This window comes from Eleftheria terrae (assembly GCF_030419005.1).
In the GTDB taxonomy this organism is placed as follows: domain Bacteria; phylum Pseudomonadota; class Gammaproteobacteria; order Burkholderiales; family Burkholderiaceae_C; genus Caldimonas; species Caldimonas terrae.
Genome location: NZ_CP106953.1, coordinates 1 through 18879, shown reverse-complemented (window position 1 = coordinate 18879; position 18879 = coordinate 1). Strand labels below are relative to the sequence as shown.

The following is an 18879-nucleotide window of genomic DNA, read 5'->3' as shown; positions in this document are numbered from 1 at the left end:
CGACCAACCGGCTATGGCGGTCGGCTGCGAGTGGCGATTTTGGCATTGCAACCCATCGCTGCCTGCCGCGCATTGGGGAAGTTATGCAGCGGTCTCGGCTCAGGCCCTCATGCGGACGGCAAGTGCGATGCATCTAGCAGACCGGCCTCCAGCAAAATCTTCGCGAGTTGGAGCCTCATTGCACTAATGTCGATTTTTTCCCCGCTATCGCGGAGGATCAGCACCTGGGCTTGGCCAGCCAGTGCTCTAGCAGCGTCCTCGAGAATCACATCCCTAATCTCTTGCGGCACTGCACGGACGATTTGCGGATCTCGACTTTCTACCGAAAATTCTTCCACGAACAGCGAAAAATCGTCACGATGCATCAGCCCTTCGGACCACATTCGAAGTGCCACACTGAATGCACGTTCTTGCTCGGGACTCAGATCACCACCAACTTCCATTTTCGAAACGGGTTTCCAAACCAAAGAACCGCCTGGCTCCCCTCGGGGATGGCGTCGACATGCCAATTCTGGTTCACTCTAGCTCATATTTTTTCGGTAAACACATCAGCCGCCATCGGCGCCCTCATCTGAGCAGTGACCTCGTCGAGCATGAAGGCCACGTCCTGCAGCTATGACCGTGCCCATCCTCTTCCCAAGGATCTGCGGCTGCCAGCGGAAGTGCTTTGAGGAAAATTCAATGAGTGATTTTTCAAGGTAACGTAAGCGCTCGGAGAAGTCATGTTGATGTCTACTGCCGTGGGTCGCTAGAGGTCGCACAATGTTCGCTGTCAAACAGCCTGACACCTGCATATGCTTGATCTCCACGCTTCACTTGTACCAGGAACGTCTGCAGCGGGATTCGAGATTGGGCAATCGCTGTCAAGCGTTGAGTCCTTGTTGCACGGGGCCAGCAAGACGGACTACGTACCGGGGTTCCACCTTCTGGCCGCGCTGGCAGAGAACAAGGGAGCTCTCATTCTTCGGAACTTCGGTGAACCGGGAGAAACCTCCATATTCTTTGGTTCAGACATCGTCCGGCTGGTGTTCTCTCCCGGTGGGGTGCTCGGGTGCATATACGTCTTCGAGGGCTATCTGGGCGCCTTCGAAGGAGTGCGGGTCGGTGACATGCTGTCGCTACTGTCACAGACTATGGAGCTCGACTTCGACGGCGGAGATGAGATGTATTACCGCCTCGATGGCAAGGGCGAATACGTTCCAGGCATCGCGATAGTCGCTGTGGAGGCCGACGCGTCACAGCATGCCACTACACCGGTCGGTGGCTACTGCGTCCACGACTGGACGATCTTCCGAAGCCAGACATGACCGAGATGCCTTCGTCACTGCAGTTGCGCCTTGTCGTGACTAAGAGCGGCTAACAAAACTCAGCGCAGCGGTTCTGGCTAGGCGCGCCGCCGCAGACAGTACGACCGGTACGGCAAGGCGGCGCAACGACGCCAGAAGAGTTTTGTTAGCCGCTCTAAGCCGCGTCCCAGCGATGCAGCAGGAGTTCCGCAATGTCGCGCGCCCGCTGCGTTGGCAATCGCTTCAGGACGCCATTGAGGTAGACGAAAGCGTCGTGGCCATTGAGCTTCGCTGTCTGGAGGAGGCTCATGTTGACAGCGGCCCATTCCCGGCCAGCAAAGTGCCAGCGAACAGCCCGTTCCTGCGTCCGGTGGTAAGCGGCCATTGAATTCATATTGACCACGGTGACGGCGCGTTCTCGACGACCGTCTACATCCACATCATGAAGCGACAGGCTCCGCTTTCGTCATCCACGAGCACCACAGTTGGATGGTCGCGAGGTGGGGAGGTCTTCACTTTGACTGGTGGCCCGACGTAGGCGAACTCTACGTAGTAGGTTCCTCACTTCTCAGATGCGAGCTTCGCCTCTCGGTGTCGCACCGAAGTGAATGGTCCACGCTCACAGTCGCGGCGTTTCGAAGCGACGTAGGTTGTAGCAAGCGCTATGGCCTGCTCGTCAGAGATCGCCATCATCGTCTCATCGCTGTGGAGTCGCACTGGCGGACGGCACCAGACCGCCCACTCAGCGACGCCTCATTGGAGGATATTGCCTGTGCTAGGCGCTGGCCAGTCGAGGCGCAGCGCCGACCGCCAAGGCGCAGCACGAGTGGCTCATCGCTCAGTACACCAAGATCACGATCGGCACCGCAACGGCCAAGGCGCTCGACTAAGAGCGGCTAACAAAACTCAGCGCAGCGGTTCTGGCTAGGCGCGCCGCCGCAGACAGTACGACCGGTACGGCAAGGCGGCGCAACGACGCCAGAAGAGTTTTGTTAGCCGCTCTAAGGCCTCAACCGCTGGGCCGCGCTCACGCGCCACCTGAGCGACCGGACACTGCCGATGGACAGCCACGATGAACAGCAGATCCGCCCCGGGCGACCGGCCGCAAGAGCCGGCTATGCGCGGGCCCGCTTATGGCAGGGCAAGGTGCTGCGCGACCATGGGCCTGCAGCAGCCGGCCATGTTCAACAGACATGACCGATATGCGTACCTCAAGGACGTCTCGCCCGCCTGCCCACACAACGGGCGCGATGCGTCGCGGAACTACTTCCGCATCAGTGGACTGAGCCGGCCTCCGCGCGACGGCATCCTGTCAGGATGAAACCCAAAGACCTTCAGTTTTTGTCTGGCACGCATGCCTGACACACCGGAGTCGGCTGGGAGCCAGACCCCGCTTTTCACAATCCTCGTTCAGCGCGCTCTTCCCGATGGGAGGCTCGTCGTCACGAACTCGTCTCGAAAAGACATCCCCAAGGGAACGACGTTCATCGACATGTATGCGGAACGGGCAACCCTTGGACCTGGCGGGCAGGTTGCCGTCCGTGACCGCGAGCAAGGACCGAGTGTTGCGCTCAGGCTCGAGGAGATCGAGTTCTCCCGTCGAAGCATTGAATGCATTCCTTGCGGACACCATGCAGGCGTTGTGTTTGATGGCGCGGGCGCGGATGCGCTTCGCGGCTTTCTACGCTCGCATCCCTCCTCATGGCAGGTATCCCTCATCACCGCACCATCGGAGTACACCTCCCTTCCGAGCATCTGCGAACGAATCGCCGACCCACGGGGAGACGACTTGATCGTCCGCATCGAAGACGCGTCAGTCGCCACGCCTTGCGAGGCCGCCCGGCTGTTCGACCTTTTCGATTCCCCCGACATCTACTTTGAGGTATCACGGGAAGAAGCAAAGTCCGTCCTGTCACGGCTCTAATCAAGGACATGGCGTACGCAAGTCCCCTGGTGCCGCCTGAGGAGGCTGTCAAACTGGCGGACGCGTTCTTCGGGTCCTTCGCATGTGAGGACGCCAAGTACTTCACCAATGGCGAGTACGGGAAGGGGCGATCTTTGCGTCGTCCAGTGACAAGAACCCATTCGCGTTCAGGCATTCCTGACGCAGTCGGCCGTTGAAGCTCTCCACGCCAGCGTTGTCCGTGGGCCGGCCTGGCCGGCTGAAGCCCAACTCCACCCCGCGCGTAGGCCCATCTGTCCATCACCTCCGAGATGAACTCGCTGCCCTTGCCGGACTTGACGGTCTTGGCCGGGACCCGGCCAGGACCGGTGCTCAAGGCGGGTTGGGGGCCCGAATCCGCGGCCGCTTGTCAGTCGCGGCTTCAGCCGCTACACTGCGCGCCTCTCTTGTCGACTGCTGCTGCGAGAAGAGGTCCGTCGCTCCGGCCCCAGGCTGGAACGCACCTTTTCGCCCGGCGCCTTGCCGGGTCAGCGGGTACCGCCCGCCGAAAGCGCAGCATCGTGTCCCATCTCGATCGACTCCAGCGCGCCTTTGCGCGCTCGCACATCCGTCTTCGCTATGAAGACGGCGTCTACCACGTCCACAACGACGCGGCCAACGCCTCCATCCTCCTGCCTGCCTCGCTGCTCTTGGAAGAGAAGGCGGTGAAGCAGCTGCTCGCGTTCGCATCGGTGCGCTCGCCAGACGGCCAGGCAGTGGTCTGCAACGCATGCGCCACGCCCGACTTCCACCCGGGAGCGATTGCCCCGGTAGGCTCCATCGTGGCGACGGAGGGCGACGCCGTCATCCCCGCCGCGATCGGCACCGACATCAACTGCGGCATGCGGCTGCTGTCCACCGGGCTGTCGCTGGCAAGCGTCGCTGTGCACAGAACGCGGTTGTTGAACGGCTTGAAAGCGGTCCTGCTGGAGAACCGGCGCGACGTGCCGGTCAGCACGTCAGCCTTCAAGGCGCTGTTCGATGCAGGACCTGCGGCCTTCGCGGAGGCGGTGAAGCCCGAAGGGCTGTGGGCGCAGGTGCACCGGGATCGGCTGGTGCACGAGATCGACCGTTCCATCGGCCTCGGAGAGTTCCGTGCGCACTCACGCCATGCGCCCGATGCGTTTGTCCGCGGACGCGAGACCTTTCGCGATCCTTGTCTCGGCACGCCGGGGTCGGGCAACCACTTTGTCGAACTGCAGGTCGTCGACGCCCTTTTCGACCGGCACGCCGCCTACGAAACCGGGCTCAAGGTCGGTGACGTCGTCGTGATGATCCACAGTGGCTCTCGCGATCTGGGCTTCCACGTCGGCGCGCGCTGGATGGACCGGGCACGGGACGCCTGGCCGCGCGGCGTCCGCCACCCGGAGAGCAAGCTCTACGCGCTCACCGGGCCGCTGGCGGACGAGTACCTGGAGGCGATGGGTGTCGCCGCCCGCTATGCCTGGCTCAACCGGGTCGTCCTGGCGGAACTGGCGCGCGGCGTGCTCGCGGAGGTCTGTGGGCTGGACCACTCGCGCCTGGTCGTCGACGTGCCCCACAACGTGGTGCTGCACGAAGGCGGCATGAACATCCACCGCAAAGGGGCCACGCCCGCCCGCGAGGGCGACATCGCCCTGATCCCCGGCTCGATGGGGGACCACTCGTACGTTGTCCGCGGGCTCGGCCATCCCCGCTGGCTCCGGTCCTGCAGCCACGGCGCCGGACGGCGCCTCCGCCGGCAGGAGGTCCGCGCGAGAGCCTCAGGCGCCCCCCGGGAGACCGGGTGGGAGTGCATCACCCTCAGGGAAGAGCGGCGCATCGAGGAAGCGCCAGAAGCCTACAAGCCAATCGGTCCGGTGATCGAATCGCAGGAAGAAGCCGGATTGATCAGTCCCATTGCGCGCCTGCGGCCCTGGGTGACCTTCAAGGCCTGACCGGAGGCTGCCCGCGCTCACCATCCATGTCAGTGCACGCCATGGGGCAGCCAACCCCTGCACCTGGACCGAAAGGGCTTGGCGGTGAAGCGCCCTGCGTCATCCGGGGGGCTGGCCATTGCCGAACGCTTTGACGAAGTCCACGAAGGCCCGCAGGGGCGCCGGCAGCTGTCGCCTTCCGGCGTAGTAGAGGAACGGGCCGCTGAAGCTCGGCCACCATGCGGCGAGCACCGGTTCGAGTTCGCCGCGCGCGAAGTGCGGCGCCAGCCATTCCTCGAACAAGTAGACCACGCCGGCACCGGCGATCGCTGCGTCAACCGCGAGGTCCGCCGTGCCGCCAAGCCCGACGACCAGCGGCCCCTTCACATCCAGCTCGATAGTTTGACCGCCGCGCGCGAACTCCCAGGCCGGTGATGCGCCACTCGAGAAGCGGCCCCGGATGCATGCGTGCCGCAGCAAGTCACGCGGGTGGCGTGGCCGCCCATGCTCTTCGAGATATGCGCTCGATGCGCCGACGGCGAATCGCTGCGTCCGCGGGCCGATGGGGATGGCCACCATGTCCTTCTCGAGCCGTTCGCCATAGCGGATCCCCGCATCGAACCCTTCTGCCAGCACGTCGACGAAACGGTCCTCGGCCACCACGTCCAACTCAACTTCAGGATAGGCGGCCAGGAAGGCCGGAACGATCCGCGGCAGCACGAGCCGCGAAGCGCTGATTGGCACGTTCAGGCGCAGGCGCCCTGCCGGCTTGTTCTTCAGGTCGTTCACGACGTCCAGCGCCTGGTCGAGTTCCTCGAGCGCGGGGCGCAGCCGGGCCAGCAGGCGGCCACCGGCCTCGGTGGGTGTCACGCTGCGGGTCGTGCGATGCAGCAGGCGGACGCCCAGCCGCGCTTCGAGCCGCCGGATGGCCTCCGACAGCCCCGAGGCGCTGGTGCCGGTCGCGCGCGTGGCGATACGGAACCCGCCGTGCCGGGCGACGGCTACCAACGCGGCGAGATCTTCAAGAGGTGCCATGACTGTTCGTTCCTCCGCACAGGCCGTGCGGATTGTGCTGGATTGTGGGCCAAAGCCCCGAGGCCTAGAGTCACTTCACTGCACCCGATATCAAGGAGTTCAAGATGACAGCAACGCATAACGCCCACACCTACACTCTGGGGGACCGGCGGGTCCACCGCATGGGCTACGGGACGATGCAGCTTGCCGGGCCCGGCGTCTTCGGTCCCCCCAGGGACCGTGCCCAGGCCGTCGCCGTGTTGCGTGCCGCCGTCGAGGCCGGCGTGGACCACATCGACACCAGCGACTTCTACGGCCCGCACGTCACCAACCAGATCGTGAGCGAGGCGCTGCACCCGTACCGAGACTCGCTGACGATCGTCACCAAGGTCGGGGCAATGCGGGACAGCGCCGGCGCATGGCTGCCGGCCCTCTCGGCGGCACAGCTGCGATCCGCCGTGTTCGACAACCTGCGCCACCTGAAGCTCGATGTGCTCGACGTGGTCAACCTGCGCCTGATGTTTGATGTCCACGGACCGGCCGAAGGGTCTATCGAGGAGCCGCTCACCGCGCTCGCGAACCTGCAACAGCAAGGGCTGATCCGGCACCTCGGGCTTTCCAAGGCAACAGCAGACCAGGTCAAACAGGCCCGGCGCATGGTGCCCATTGCCTGCGTGCAGAACCACTACAACCTGGTGCACCGCACCGACGATGCCCTGATCGATGAGCTGGCGCGCGACGGCATTGCCTACGTGCCGTTCTTTCCGCTGGGCGGCTTCACCCCGTTGCAATCCACGGTGCTGGACGAAGTCGCGAAGCACGTGGCCGCGACGCCGAAGCAGGTCGCCCTGGCATGGCTGCTCCAGCGCAAGGAGAACATCCTCCTGATCCCCGGCACGTCGTCCCCCGCCCATCTGCAGGAGAACCTCGCAAGCGCGTCGCTGGACCTGGCGCCGTCAGAGCTTGAAAGGCTCGACGCGCTGGCAGGGCAGTAGATGCCGGCGTGAGATGGCTGCCTCCGTGGGCTGCGCAGAGGCGCAGCGGCTTCACGTCCTGGGTGCGGTCCGCACTAGGGCGTCATAGATCTCGTGCACAGCATCGACCAGTTCGAGCTCGCCCGCAGCCGCGGCGAATGACACCGCTTCCACCGTACCCAACACCGCGCGCATCGCTGCAGCCCGACGGGCCGTTTTGCCAACGGCTGCAGTGCCGCCTGGCACTTCGCCAGGAACGCCGCCTCGTGCTTCTTCTTCAAGGCGTGGAGTTCAGGCGACCCAGCCAACGCGGCGCTGACGCCGGAATTCGCCGCCGACCTCCGTGACGCAGTGGACATCGCAGTGGCAATCACTTTGGCAATTGCCGGGAGCGATTTTCTGGACGTCCGCAACGCCGCGTCCATGAGTGCGTGCTGCGGACTGTCGTATTCAACGTAGAAGACCCCGAGCAGGCCGGTCGCGTGCCGAAATGGTCGTACACGACCGGTCTGGTCCCGCCTCAGCGCTCCGCCAGGTAGCCGAGCGCGAGCGCATCGGTGCCCTCGCTTCGGACGATGCACCACGCAATGTCCCAGAGCTGGCGGTTGCGATCCTCCTCGGAATGGCGCTTCTTCGACGGGCTTGCCCAGGCGGCTTCATCTGCTTGCTTGACACGTCAAACCTACCAACGGTAGCCTACCAATGGTAGTTTGCCACGACACCGGAAAGGAACGCCATGCATGCCCTCATCGTCGTCAGCCATCCCCATCCCGGCTCTCTCACACACACCATCGCGCGTTCGTTCGCCGAAGGTGTCGCGACCTCCGGTGGCCACACCGCCGAGATTGCCGACCTCGCCGCAGAAGGCTTCCAGCCGGCGTTCAACCAGGCCGACCGTGCCGCCTACCTCCTTCAGAATCCGCTGCCTTCCGACGTCGTGCGCGAGCAGGAACGCATCGACCGGGCCGACGCGCTCGTGCTGGTGTACCCCATCTACTGGTGGTCGTTTCCCGGCCAACTCAAGGGGTGGATTGATCGTGTGTTCTCCAATGGATGGGCCTACGACGAGGCGCCGGACGGCACGCTCAAGAAGCGGCTCGCCCGCCTTGCTGTCCACCTCATCGGCATCGGCGGCGCCGAGAGCGGCACCTATGCGCGGCACGGCTACGACCAGGCCCTGCGCACGCAGATCGACCACGGGATCTTCGACTTCTGCGGCGCCCGGGTCGTCACCTCGGAGTTCCTGCTCGGGGCGAGTACGCAATCTGCGGCGGGCCACATCGCCACTGCACGGATCCTCGGCACCCAGGCGTTCGCCAGGGAGGCAGCAGCGGCAAGCGCCTGAGCACCGGCCAGGGGTGGTCGTCTCCCAGGGCCGAGGGAGGTGGCGCTCAGCCCGTAGATTCCCAAAGGTGCTTGAGGCGGCGTGGGAGTACGGCAAGCGGTGCATCGTGCGGGCCGAGGCGATCTTCGAGTCGTCCCATGAAGCCGGCGAGGCTGTTCGTTGGCATCCGTCGTGACGACGGGTTCCGGTGGGCATTGCCGGCGTGTGGGGTGCCTGTGGCGCCCGATGGTAGGGAGCGCAAGCTCCCCCGCGACGTCGACACCTGAGTCTGGAGCAGTCCAGAATGCGGCCTCGTGCGGAGGCCTCTGTCCTCCTACAGGTGACGGGAAAAGACGACCTCGGGCCGCTCCGCGGCCCCGGGTCGGCATGTTCAACCGCGGCCGTCAGGCGCTCGCCGGGCTCGTTTGCCGATACGTCTCTGGCACGTCCATCTCGACACCTTACCTGCGTGGAGGTGTTCCTCTTCAAACTCGCGCCCGTTGCCCATTCCTCCGGCGAACGCCGATCGGCGTCATGGCTTACTGGTTGTACCAGGTGTGGACGCGCGCTACACCGCTTTGTGCCAGGTAGTTCTGCAGATCCTGCTCGGTATTGAACACATGCCTTTGTCCCGATTGGCGGTCGGTCACCACCAACTGATTGCCCATGCGTTGGGCCGACACCAGGTGACCGATGCCAGCATTGCGCTCAATGCCCAGTGCGAATTGCCCGCCGTCCTGAAGCTGCGGCAGGCTGGCGGCAAAGGATCGGGGTGAGCCTTGGCGGTGGTGCACGGTGCCGTTATTGGGCCCGTTCAGATGGTTCAGCGCGGCGGTGAATTCGTGAGGCTGCATACCGTACGCGCTGATGTGCTGCACCTGCTGTTGAGTCAGCCCCAGCGATTGCACAACCTGCTGCTCCGACCAGCCGGTCATTGCCGCGATCGTGTGCAGGCTACAGTCGTTTTGGGTGCCGGCGTGAAACGGCGTCGTCTGCGGGGGTGCCGGCTGCTGCGAACGGTGCGAGTGGGAAGAGCCATGATGCCGGCTCGTGTGATGGTGCCCGCGAGCGCCGAAGGCCGGGGCCGAATCGGGCAACGCTGCGCGCACGGGAGAGCCATTGTCGCGCCCTGGGGAGTTGCGATTCTTCAACTGGCTGAGTGGCCCTTCGTTATGCGCGGGCTGGCGCGCCTGGGTACTGGCCGAGCTGTTCGACGTGGTGGCCGCGCTGCCGGAACGGAGAAAGCTGGCCTCGTTGGGGGAGGAAGTGACTTTCATAGGATCAATTGCGTTGGACCAGGGGGGATGGTGCCGGCATGGAGACGAGCACCGGTTGAGGTTTCCAATGATGTGGATCCGAGGGAAAGTCCGGGTGTCGGAGCCCGAATCGAGGCCCCGAAATACGAAGAATCGGCCGTCCTTCTTCGCTCTTCCTCAACGCGCAAGTCCGGTTGGAGTTGCCGCTTCCCTTCTCCTAATGCGTCGCGAGATGAATCCGGCTGCGTCCTTCCCTACCCTTGGGCCAGTTCGTACCTCCATCATGTCGCGCGGGCCGCGCCAGGACTCGACGTCACTGATCTTGGCCGATTGGATCCAGCTCTTGATGGCCGCCGCTCGCGGGCCCGCGCGTAGCCTGCCGGGCAGGAGCCAGGGGGTGCGCCCTGGCGCGATGGGGCGTATGGGGTTCTCGGCCCAGCTGTTGTCCGCCGGCAGCGTGGCGTCGTCGAGGTAGCGCAGGAGTTGCCGTCCAGGGCCCGAGGCAGTCGTCAATGCCCGTGGCGCTCGCCGAGCCGTCGCGCACCTTCTGCCGATGCAGCACCCGCCAAGCGTGCAAGGACTCGACTAGCGGCCGAGCCAAGTCCTGGCGGATCCGCTGCCGTGCCGACTGCGCCGTGTCGCAATCCGCGCGCATGTCGACCAGCTGCACCGACAGCCGGATGGCCTCGAGCCGGACCGCCGCAGCAACTCGTGCAATCGAGCCGAGCACCCGCTCGCGCCGCCGACCGGCCAGTCCGGCATCACAAGAGGGGGCCTCGATGCAGGTCGATCGCGATGTCGTGATGCCGCTCGACTGCTCGATCTCCAGCGGCACAAACGCCACGACGTCGTTCGCACTGGCGGCGACAGGCAAGCCGCTCGGCAGGCCCGGTCCTCGTTCCCTCCACTCGACCCGGTGTCGCACCGAGTTGGCGTTCAGCCCATGCGACTGGGCCACTGCGGAGATCGATACTCCGAGATGCCCGCAGGCCACGACGGCATCCGCCTCAAACTCCGCGCCATGTCGGCGTCGACGTCCGCGTCCCGGGCCCTTGTCTTCCGGTTCAGTGTTCACGTGTCCACTCCAAGTCGACACGTGACTCCGCTGTCGGCAGCATCCTTTCCCGAACGCCTGCCTTTTGTCTTCAGCGGGAAGGCAGTAAGTGTTCGGTAAGTCCAGCTCCCGGACTATCGGTCCTGTCCATCACAACAGGGTCGAAACTTCATGACGAAATCCATCCAGATTTGCGCCTCGATTCCCCGTGCAACACCGCACCGCATGGTCTCCGCGCTGCTCGTTGTGCTACTTGGGTCGGGCACCGCTGCCTTCGCCGCGGAACCGGACCATACGATCGTCGGCTTGGGCGCAGCGAGCGTCCCGGGATACAAAGGTTCCGCCGAGCGAAACACAAGGCTCGCGCCGCTGATAGATGTGAAGAAAGGGCGCTTCTTTGCCAAAACCGATGCCGGGCTCGGCGTGAACATCTACGAGCACCGATATTTCACTCTTGGCGCAAGCGTCAACTGGATGAAAGGCTACGAAGCGGAAGACGCGCCGAGTGGTGTGGGCGAAGTCAAGGACGCCATGGGTGGACGGGTGTTCGTCTCGACCCACATCTCCGGCGCGGTGGCCACGTTCTCGGCCACGCAGGCCTTGAACGAGAAGCAGCGAGGCCTGCAGCTCGACGCCAAAGTGGCCTACCCATGGAAGGCCACTGACAAGCTGACCCTGATCCCCAGCCTGGCGATCAGTGGAGGCAACGCCAAGCACTTGAACAGCTATTTCGGAATCGACGCGCAGCGCGCCAGCCGTTCTGGCCTGCCCCGGTACCGCATGAAGGCGGGAGTCAAGGAGGTGACGTTCGGCGTCTCGGCGAGCTACCAGCTCAGTGAACACTGGGCAGCAGCGGGAGGACTGGCCTTCGGCCGACTTCTAGGCGACGCGGCCGACAGCCCCATTGTCGAACGCAAATCGAATGCCACAGGGCTCCTCGGCCTCACTTACGCATTTTGACCCGTCGCAATGGAGTCCAAGAACCGCTTCTCGAAGCGATTCATCGACGAAGGTCCGGCTCGGTACAGCAGGAGCGATGGCGTGAACAAAACGACCAACACCTTCACCGGGCTCTCTTGAGAAGCCTCCCGAGCTGGTCGCTGATTCCATTGGTGAGTCAGGCGTCCAGGCCTGACGCTCGCCAGACGCACAGCGGCGCTACGGCTCGGGCGGCGCTGCCCGGGTCTGCCAGCACGGGCTCGGTCGACGGTGCAGCGGCATTCGGAGTCACCGGCGCTGAAGCAGCTGCCATCGCTGCGGTGGCACTGTGATTCCGGTCGACTCCCCTCGCCGAGCACCGCCGCCATCGCTCCTCGCCCCCTTCTGCGGGCCTGCGCAGAAGGATGTGTTCCGTGGTCAACGATCAAGGAGTTGAAAGTGTCTTTCAATCCAGCAAAAGAATGGGAGGGCTACCTCTCTCCCACCCCCTTCAAGGAATACGCCGCGCGATACGCTGACTTCTTCAGGATGAGGCGCGACGGCGGGATCGTCGAACTCCGATTGCACACGAACGACGGACCTTACGTACACTCGGCCGCGGCGCATAACGCATGGACGCGTGTTTGGCAGGACGTCGGGAACGACCCGGACAACCAGGTGCTGATCATCACCGGCACCGGCGACAAATGGTTCACCGGCAATGCCGAAACGATGAATCCGAAACCCGCCGCAGAGCTCCACCCGGACCACATCTTCCAACGGATGATCCACGGCTGGAAGCTCATCGAGAGCTTTGTGAACAACATCGACATTCCCACCATATCCGCCGTGAACGGCCCCGGCATGCACACGGAGTTTGCGGTGATGTGCGACATCACCCTGTCTGCGCCTAATGCCGACTTCATGGACCCGCACTTCTGGCTCGGCTCGCCTCCGGGCGACGGTCAGGGGATGGCGCTTCAGGCCTTGCTGGGCGCAAAACGGGCCGCCTACTACATCTACGCTGCCAAACCCATTCCTGCCAGCAAGGCTCTCGAATGGGGATTGATCAACGATGTACTGCCACGTGGGCCGCTGCTCGAGCGAGCGTGGGACCTGGCGCGATTTAGAGCGGCTAACAAAACTCAGCGCAGCGGTTCTGGCTAGGCGCGCCGCCGCAGACAGTACGACCGGTACGGCAAGGCGGCGCAACGACGCCAGAAGAGTTTTGTTAGCCGCTCTTATCATGAAAGAGCCCGCGGTATACCCGCTGGGCGACGCACAACATACTGTCTCGCCACTGGAAGAAGGCGGTGGCCGAGGATTTCGGCTTTCACATGGCGCATCAAATGCTCGCTAACGTCGCCAGCAATCTCTCGTGCCAGACCCAGCATTGTTGCGGGACACCTCGGGCAGGAAGGGCTTCTGAACACCCAGGCGCCGTTGGTCGCCGCATCGTCGCCAGAGGGCGCGGCTTTTCACCTGCGTGCCACGGGCGCCTTGCGCCGGCACACGGTTGCCGGCAGACTCGTCCAGGCACGCCAAAAACCTCTACACCACTCCGAGCAAAGTTCTGATGCTCAGCTTTTCGTGCACCTCACAAGAGCAGCCGCGATGGACCGCAGGCACGCCTCTCGACAGCAGGCGCTCACCGCTTGATGGGCTGCCAGGTGCCAGCGATGGGCCGGGTGGTCGGCCGGCGCCTTGTCGGATCGGCAGGGGCAGGTGTGGCCATCGACCTTTGATGCGAGGCGGACGCAGGCGCGGCCCGGCCCTGCCGTCGTGAGTCGGGTTCTGTTGGTGGAGGACCATGCTCGGCTGGCCGCGCTCGTGGCCGCTTCGCTGAGCGCCGCCGGCGTCGCAGTAGACACGCTTGAACGGATGGCCCTGGCGCGAGCGGCCTTGCAGCAGCACGAGTATGCCGCGCTGGTCCTGGACCGCGGGCTGCCCGATGGCGACGGCCTGTCGCTGCTGCGCGAACTTCGCGCCCGGGGCGAGCGCCTGCCATGCCTCATGCTGACAGCACGGGACGCGCTGCACGACCGGGTCGATGGCCTGGAATCCGGCGCGGATGACTACCTCGCCAAGCCGTTTGCGATGGACGAACTGGTGGCCCGTGTGCGAGCCCTCCTGCGTCGGCCCGCCACTGCGTGGCAGCCCCTATCCCCGAGCTTTGGCGATGTGAGCCTGAGGGTCGACGCGGGGGAAATTGTGTGTGGCAGCGAAAGCATCCTGCTCGCAGCCGCCGAGTTGCAGGTCCTGCTGCTGCTCGTCAGGCGCGGCGGCGAGACGGTGCGGCGCGCCGCCTTGGAGGCCGCTGCCTGGGGCTTTGCGGAGGCCGTCACGCCGAGCGCCTTCGACGTGGCGATGCACCGGCTGCGTCGCAAGCTTGCCGCCATCGGTTCCACGCTGGAGATCGTCAACGTGAGGGGAAAAGGGTATGCGCTTCGCCAGACCGAGATGGGTCGATAGCCTCTTGTTTCGGGTCGTGCTGGCGCACCTGGCGGGCAGTGTGCTCAGCCTGGCACTCGTCGCGCTGTTCGTGAGAGGCGTGCTCGGACAGCCTTTGATGTCCAACAGCAGCGTCGCCATGGCCGACCTTGTAGCATCGCTGCGCTTCGACGGCCAAGGGCAGCCCGTGGACATGGCTCATTCCGAGCAGTTCTCCTGGATGTATCGCCAGATGGGATCGGAGGTGACCTATCGGGTCCTGGACGATCGAGGACACACGGTGCTCGCGCCGGGGCTCGACCGTCGGGCCTTGGGATCGCCGGCGACCGAGGGCTATTTCCTCACCACGCTCGATGGCGTGGCCATGCGCGGCCGCACCGTTGCCGTCGAGCATGGCGGGCGACAGTGGTTCGTCCAGTTCGCGGCGAGCCAGCGGCTCAACGACCGTTTGCGCAACGATGTCTGGCTGCCGCTGGTCGGCTCGGGGGCGCTGATCGGCGGAGGCGTGCTCCTCGTGGTGCTGTCCCTCTTCAGCAGCATCACGGTGGCGAAGCTGCTCCGGCCCTTGCGGGATGCATCGGCGCAGGTGGCGCGTATCACTCCCCGCGAGCTGAGCGCCCGCCTGGACGAAACCCGTGTCCCGCAGGAGATCCGACCGCTGGTCCACAGCTTCAACCATGCGCTGGAGCGTCTGGAACGCGGGTTCAAGCTGCAGCAGGAGTTCCTGGCCTCCGCGGCGCATGAATTGAAGACGCCGCTCTCGTTGATTCGGGCACAGATCGATGCCCTGCCCGCGTTGAAGGCTTGCGCTCCCTTGCTGCGCGATGTGGAGGGCATGGCGCGCCAGGTGCAGCAACTGCTGCACCTGGCCGAGGCCAGCGAGCCGCAGAACTACCGTTTCGCGAACGTGCAACCGGAGGCGCTGCTGCACGATGTGGCCAGCTACCTGGGACGGCTCGCAGACGCGTCCGGGGTGCGCCTGGTGTTGCAGACCGACCCGGGCCTGCCTCCCTGGCAAGCCGATCGCGGTGCCCTGTTCACGCTCGTCAAGAACCTGGTTGAGAACGCCATCCAGCATGCACCGCGAGACAGCGTGGTGCGGGTGCAGGTGAGGGCCCATGAGCTGTGCGTCAGCGACGAAGGTGTCGGCGTTGCGCACGCGGACTTGCCGCGCATCTTCGATCGCTTCTGGCGTGGGCCCACCCGGCGCGGTGAAGGCGCCGGCCTGGGCCTTTCGATCTGCCAGGAGATCGCGCGGGCGCATGGTGCAACCTTGTTGGCCGAGCGCGGCGAGCCGGGCTTGCGGATGCGGCTGTGCCTGCGCCCATCCCCGCCTGGCCCCGGGCAGTCGAGATGAGCAAGGACGTCGAGGAGCTGTAGATGCTGGAGTTTGTGATCACCACCATGACGACGCCGAAGGCGGCGGGCCGCGCGGCGGAAACCGTCTATCTGGTGGACGCGCATGCTGTCGTGCAAATTGACCTGGAAGGACGCGAGCTTCGTGTCGCGAGCAGCCGGGACAACGACCTGTTCCTCAAGGCGCTGGTGGGCGCCGGCCTCCTCCCTCTGGAGATGGATGTATGACCCCCTCCTTGACCGTGGGCCGCAGCCGAATGCGTCGCGGCGAACGGCGGCTTCGCGCCTGAAGCGGCGGCTGCACTGCAGTGGGAGCGGGCAGCACGGGACGCGGAGCGCGATACTCCGCAGATGGATCACTGCTTCGTAGAATTTGAGCCGAAGGACGAGTTGTCGCTGAGGCGTCTGGCAGACTTCCTCGAACTCATCAGGGCTGCCAAGCAGAGCGAGGAGGCGGCCGACGAGCCGGCCCTTGCGAAGTACCTCTCGGACGTTGAGCGCTCCTACTTCTGGAATCCAACCCCGGAGGAGATGAAGGAGTGGGCGGACGAGTGGTTCTCGACCCCTGTAGCTTTTCGCCACTCCCCGCAGATGCCCATGCCGCAGTGGACGTTGGACTCGATGATCCAAGCGTTCTGGGACGGGGACTATGAGCTGCTGGGAGTTGTTGAAGAAGAGGCCCGGCACCTTGTTGCCTTCAATCCCCATGGCTACCCGTATGGCGGAACGGGAGCTCTCATCGCTGTGGTCGAATGTTTCGGACATACCGTCCTGGGGGTGGAGGACGGCACTGGCTACGCAGCCTATGAGAGCCGCACGAACCACTGGAAGCCCAAGGCCCAGCGTTCGCGTCGGCATTGGCTCGCCAGACTCTTTCGCGACACGGACTGAAATGGAAGGGCCGCTGAAAGGGGGCAGTTGCCAAGACCCGCAGCAGGGGGGCTATTTTTCGCACCAGCCCTCCTCGCTGTGCATCACCGAAGCGCTGCGATCACGGCCTCGGCCAGCGCTGCCGACGACGCCGGGTTCTGCCCGGTGATGAGGTGCCCGTCGACGACCACGAACGGCTCCCAGTGGGGACCCTGCTCATACCTCGCACCCAGACGACGCAGCGTGCCGGCCAGCAGCCACGGGGCGTTGTGCGCGGTGCCGAACTCGATTTCCTCCTCGGCGCTGAACGCCGTCATTCGACGCCCGGCGAACGGCCAGCCGCCGCTCGGGTCGCGAGCTGCCAGCAGCGCCGCCGGGCCGTGGCAGACCGCCGCGATGACCTTGCCACGCCGGTCGGCATCCAGCAGCACGCGGCCCATGTCGGTGTCCCGGTACAGGTCTTCGACGGGACCATGGCCGCCGGGAACCACGATGGCGTCGTAGGCGCCGACGTCGATGTCGGCCAGCACCCGCGGCTTGTCCAGCCGCCCCGAATTACTGTCCAGGTAGGCGCGGATCGACGCCGCCACCTCCTCACCCACGGTCTTGGGGTCCAGGCTGCGCTTGTCGACGGTGGGACGGACACCTGCGGGGCTCGCGAAGTCGACATGGAAGCCGGCGCTCAGCAGTGCCTTGTCGATCTCGGCCAACTCCTCGGCCCAGACGCCGCTCTCGGAGATGGAGCCGTCGGCGCGGGTCCAGTGATCGGCGGCGGAAAGAACGATCAGGATGTGAGACATGGTGGATTCTCCTTGTGGGTTGCCGCGTGTCGGAAGGACGGGGCCCGTTCTGGCCGGGGTTGCGCGCCGCTCGTGTCGAGGCGCCGCACCTGCACCACGGCGGCACTGCCCAGGCTGGCAAAGTACGAGATGAAGCACTGTCGATCACACGCCTTCCCGGGTCGGCATGATCGCCACTTGCTGCAAGTTCACGTGCCGGGGCTGCGCGGCCAGGAACGCGACGACACGGGCGATGTCGTCCGGCTTCAGGAACTCAATGCTCTTGCGTGCGTTCGCGATCCAGTCCGTCGCGCCCTGGAACGTGAAGTGCCCTTGCAGCTCGGTGTCCGTGATGCCCGGCTCGAGCATGGACACGCGGATGTCCCTCGGGCCGAGCTCCATGCGCAGCTGGCGCGTCAGGTGGCTGACGTAGGCCTTGGTCGCCGAGTACACGGCGAAGTAGCTGTAGACATACTGGCCGGCGATCGACGAGGTATTGATCAGGTCGACCACCCTGCCCTGCCGTGCCGCCGCTTCGAGTTGCGGCAGGAACGCCTGGATGACGCGCATCGCCGCCGTGATGTTCAGGTCGATTTGCTGCTGCCATTCACTGAACGGCTGCGTCTCGATCGCGCCGGGCAGCATGACGCCGGCGTTGTTGAAGAGAAGGTCCGCCCCACCGAATTCCCGGGCGACTGCGCTGGCCGCTGCATCGAGGGCGTCCGCGTTCGTGACGTCGGTGACGATGGCAAGCGCGGTGCCGCCGGCATGCCGGATGTCGGCGGCGAGCTCGCGCAGTGCGGACTCCCGACGCGCCAGCAGAGCCACCTGCGCGCCGTGAGATGCCAACAGCAGTGCGGTTGCGCGGCCCATGCCGCTGGAGGCGCCGGTAATGACGGCGACGCGCCCGGAAAGGGTGTTCGAGGAGCTCATCTGTTGATCCTTGGTCGAGTGGCAGGAAGGTCGATGAGATGAACTCTAGAAGCCGCACCTCTGCCCCGGTAGGTGGGAGGGAGTGGTGTCACTGGCAACCGGCAGTTGTTAATTCCCTGCTGCGGTAGGATGTGTGCGGGAGGCGCAGATGGACGAGTTGCGGGCGATCACCACCTTTGTTCGGGCGGCTGAGTACGGCAGTTTCAACAAGGCTGCCGTGGCGCAAGGTACGACGCCTCAGGCTGTCAGCAAGTCCATACGGCAGCTGGAAGAGCACCTGGGTGTGCGGCTCTTCCACCGCACGACGCGAAAGAGTTCGCTGACGCACGAGGGCGAACGCCTGTTCGGCGAGGTCCGCGCGAACCTGGAGGAGATGACCGCGGCGATCAACCGGGCGCGCAACGCGGTACGCGACGATGAGGGCCTGGTTCGGATCAGCGCCGGAAGCTCCGCCGGGCGCAAGGTCCTCATGCCGCTGGTGAGGGACTTTGCCGCCACCTATCCTGCGGTGGCGTTCGACCTGGTGCTCGAAGACCGGGTGACCGACAGCGTCGCCGAACGGATCGACGTGGGCTTCCAAGCCGGCAATGCCCCCAGCTCACAGGTGATCGCGCGGCGCCTGTTCGCGATCCAGCAGATCGTTTGCGCGTCGCCGGCTTACCTGGCTGCCCACGGCGTGCCTCGGCGCTTGGCCGAGCTGCAAGGCCATCGATGCACCGGATACCGCCAGCCGGGAACGGGACGGCCGCTTCCCTGGGAGTTCAACGTCAAGGGCGAGATCGTTTTCCAGCCCATGTCGCCATTCCTGCGCTGCAGCGATCCAGAGG

19 protein-coding genes and 2 pseudogenes are annotated in these 18879 nt (G+C 64.9%); 13 read left to right on the top strand and 8 right to left on the bottom strand.

Annotated features, from left to right (window positions below; translation table 11 throughout):
- Positions 1 to 107 precede the first annotated feature (107 nt).
- Positions 108 to 365 (bottom strand): hypothetical protein, encoded by a 258-nt coding sequence (locus N7L95_RS27105; protein ID WP_301260759.1) that lies wholly within the window; start codon positions 363 to 365, stop codon positions 108 to 110.
- A gap of 429 nt (positions 366 to 794) precedes the next feature.
- Here N7L95_RS27105 and N7L95_RS27100 point away from each other — a divergent pair, with 429 nt between their 5' ends.
- Positions 795 to 1307 (top strand): hypothetical protein, encoded by a 513-nt coding sequence (locus N7L95_RS27100; RefSeq protein WP_301260758.1) that lies wholly within the window; start codon positions 795 to 797, stop codon positions 1305 to 1307.
- Positions 1308 to 1461: 154 nt separating this feature from the next.
- On the opposite strand, the pseudogene N7L95_RS27095 reads toward N7L95_RS27100, so the two are convergent.
- Positions 1462 to 1667 (bottom strand): annotated as a pseudogene (locus N7L95_RS27095) (transposase domain-containing protein); the annotation flags it as partial.
- A gap of 799 nt (positions 1668 to 2466) precedes the next feature.
- Here N7L95_RS27095 and N7L95_RS27090 point away from each other — a divergent pair.
- Together N7L95_RS27090 and N7L95_RS27085 are read left to right on the top strand one after the other, a co-directional pair.
- A complete protein-coding gene (locus N7L95_RS27090; RefSeq protein ID WP_301260757.1) occupies positions 2467 to 2607 on the top strand; it encodes a hypothetical protein in 141 nt (46 codons plus the stop codon).
- A 33-nt stretch (positions 2608 to 2640) separates the two neighbouring features.
- Positions 2641 to 3210 carry a hypothetical protein gene (locus N7L95_RS27085; protein ID WP_301260756.1) on the top strand — a complete coding sequence of 190 codons (570 nt, stop codon included), beginning with the start codon at positions 2641 to 2643 and terminating at the stop codon, positions 3208 to 3210.
- A 132-nt stretch (positions 3211 to 3342) separates the two neighbouring features.
- Here the strand turns inward: N7L95_RS27085 and N7L95_RS27080 are convergent.
- A pseudogene (locus tag N7L95_RS27080) lies at positions 3343 to 3517 on the bottom strand (integrase core domain-containing protein); the annotation flags it as partial.
- Between the two features lie 232 nt (positions 3518 to 3749).
- Here N7L95_RS27080 and N7L95_RS27075 point away from each other — a divergent pair.
- Positions 3750 to 5144, top strand: a complete 1395-nt coding sequence (locus N7L95_RS27075) for an RtcB family protein (RefSeq protein WP_301260755.1) — start codon at positions 3750 to 3752, stop codon at positions 5142 to 5144.
- A 99-nt stretch (positions 5145 to 5243) separates the two neighbouring features.
- Here N7L95_RS27075 and N7L95_RS27070 read toward each other — a convergent pair whose 3' ends face one another.
- On the bottom strand, positions 5244 to 6158 hold the full coding sequence (locus N7L95_RS27070) for a LysR family transcriptional regulator (protein WP_301260754.1): 915 nt from the start codon (positions 6156 to 6158) through the stop codon (positions 5244 to 5246).
- A gap of 104 nt (positions 6159 to 6262) precedes the next feature.
- Here N7L95_RS27070 and N7L95_RS27065 point away from each other — a divergent pair, with 104 nt between their 5' ends.
- Both N7L95_RS27065 and N7L95_RS27060 read left to right on the top strand, forming a co-directional pair.
- Positions 6263 to 7132 carry an aldo/keto reductase family oxidoreductase gene (locus N7L95_RS27065; RefSeq protein WP_301260753.1) on the top strand — a complete coding sequence of 290 codons (870 nt, stop codon included), beginning with the start codon at positions 6263 to 6265 and terminating at the stop codon, positions 7130 to 7132.
- 715 nt (positions 7133 to 7847) lie between these two features.
- Complete coding sequence (locus N7L95_RS27060) at positions 7848 to 8456, top strand: NAD(P)H-dependent oxidoreductase (protein ID WP_301260752.1); 609 nt, start codon at positions 7848 to 7850, stop codon at positions 8454 to 8456.
- Between the two features lie 518 nt (positions 8457 to 8974).
- Here N7L95_RS27060 and N7L95_RS27055 read toward each other — a convergent pair.
- Positions 8975 to 9712: a hypothetical protein gene (locus N7L95_RS27055; RefSeq protein WP_301260751.1), complete on the bottom strand. Its 738-nt coding sequence runs from the start codon at positions 9710 to 9712 to the stop codon at positions 8975 to 8977.
- A gap of 156 nt (positions 9713 to 9868) precedes the next feature.
- Positions 9869 to 10204: an IS66 family transposase gene (locus N7L95_RS29665; RefSeq protein ID WP_363324891.1), complete on the bottom strand. Its 336-nt coding sequence runs from the start codon at positions 10202 to 10204 to the stop codon at positions 9869 to 9871.
- A gap of 712 nt (positions 10205 to 10916) precedes the next feature.
- On the opposite strand from N7L95_RS29665, the gene N7L95_RS27045 reads away from it, so the two are divergent.
- The 6 genes from N7L95_RS27045 to N7L95_RS27020 all read left to right on the top strand — a co-directional run bounded on the left by N7L95_RS27045 (position 10917) and on the right by N7L95_RS27020 (position 16361).
- The gene (locus N7L95_RS27045; protein ID WP_301260749.1) at positions 10917 to 11705 is read left to right on the top strand and encodes a MipA/OmpV family protein; all 789 of its coding nucleotides are present in this window, start codon (positions 10917 to 10919) and stop codon (positions 11703 to 11705) included.
- Between the two features lie 417 nt (positions 11706 to 12122).
- Positions 12123 to 12830: an enoyl-CoA hydratase/isomerase family protein gene (locus N7L95_RS27040; RefSeq protein WP_301260748.1), complete on the top strand. Its 708-nt coding sequence runs from the start codon at positions 12123 to 12125 to the stop codon at positions 12828 to 12830.
- 615 nt (positions 12831 to 13445) lie between these two features.
- Entirely contained in the window at positions 13446 to 14135 is a 690-nt protein-coding gene (locus N7L95_RS27035) for a response regulator transcription factor (protein WP_301260747.1), read from the top strand.
- 16 nt (positions 14136 to 14151) lie between these two features.
- The gene (locus N7L95_RS27030; RefSeq protein ID WP_301260746.1) at positions 14152 to 15471 is read left to right on the top strand and encodes a sensor histidine kinase; all 1320 of its coding nucleotides are present in this window, start codon (positions 14152 to 14154) and stop codon (positions 15469 to 15471) included.
- Positions 15472 to 15494: 23 nt separating this feature from the next.
- Positions 15495 to 15698, top strand: a complete 204-nt coding sequence (locus N7L95_RS27025) for a hypothetical protein (protein ID WP_301260745.1) — start codon at positions 15495 to 15497, stop codon at positions 15696 to 15698.
- 123 nt (positions 15699 to 15821) lie between these two features.
- On the top strand, positions 15822 to 16361 hold the full coding sequence (locus N7L95_RS27020; protein WP_301260744.1) for a hypothetical protein: 540 nt from the start codon (positions 15822 to 15824) through the stop codon (positions 16359 to 16361).
- 83 nt (positions 16362 to 16444) lie between these two features.
- Here N7L95_RS27020 and N7L95_RS27015 read toward each other — a convergent pair whose 3' ends face one another.
- Both N7L95_RS27015 and N7L95_RS27010 read right to left on the bottom strand, forming a co-directional pair.
- Positions 16445 to 17140 (bottom strand): type 1 glutamine amidotransferase domain-containing protein, encoded by a 696-nt coding sequence (locus tag N7L95_RS27015; RefSeq protein WP_301260743.1) that lies wholly within the window; start codon positions 17138 to 17140, stop codon positions 16445 to 16447.
- A 144-nt stretch (positions 17141 to 17284) separates the two neighbouring features.
- Positions 17285 to 18052: an SDR family oxidoreductase gene (locus N7L95_RS27010; RefSeq protein WP_301260742.1), complete on the bottom strand. Its 768-nt coding sequence runs from the start codon at positions 18050 to 18052 to the stop codon at positions 17285 to 17287.
- A gap of 148 nt (positions 18053 to 18200) precedes the next feature.
- On the opposite strand from N7L95_RS27010, the gene N7L95_RS27005 reads away from it, so the two are divergent.
- A partial coding sequence (locus N7L95_RS27005) for a LysR family transcriptional regulator (protein WP_301260741.1) occupies positions 18201 to 18879 on the top strand: 679 nt, incomplete at its 3' end.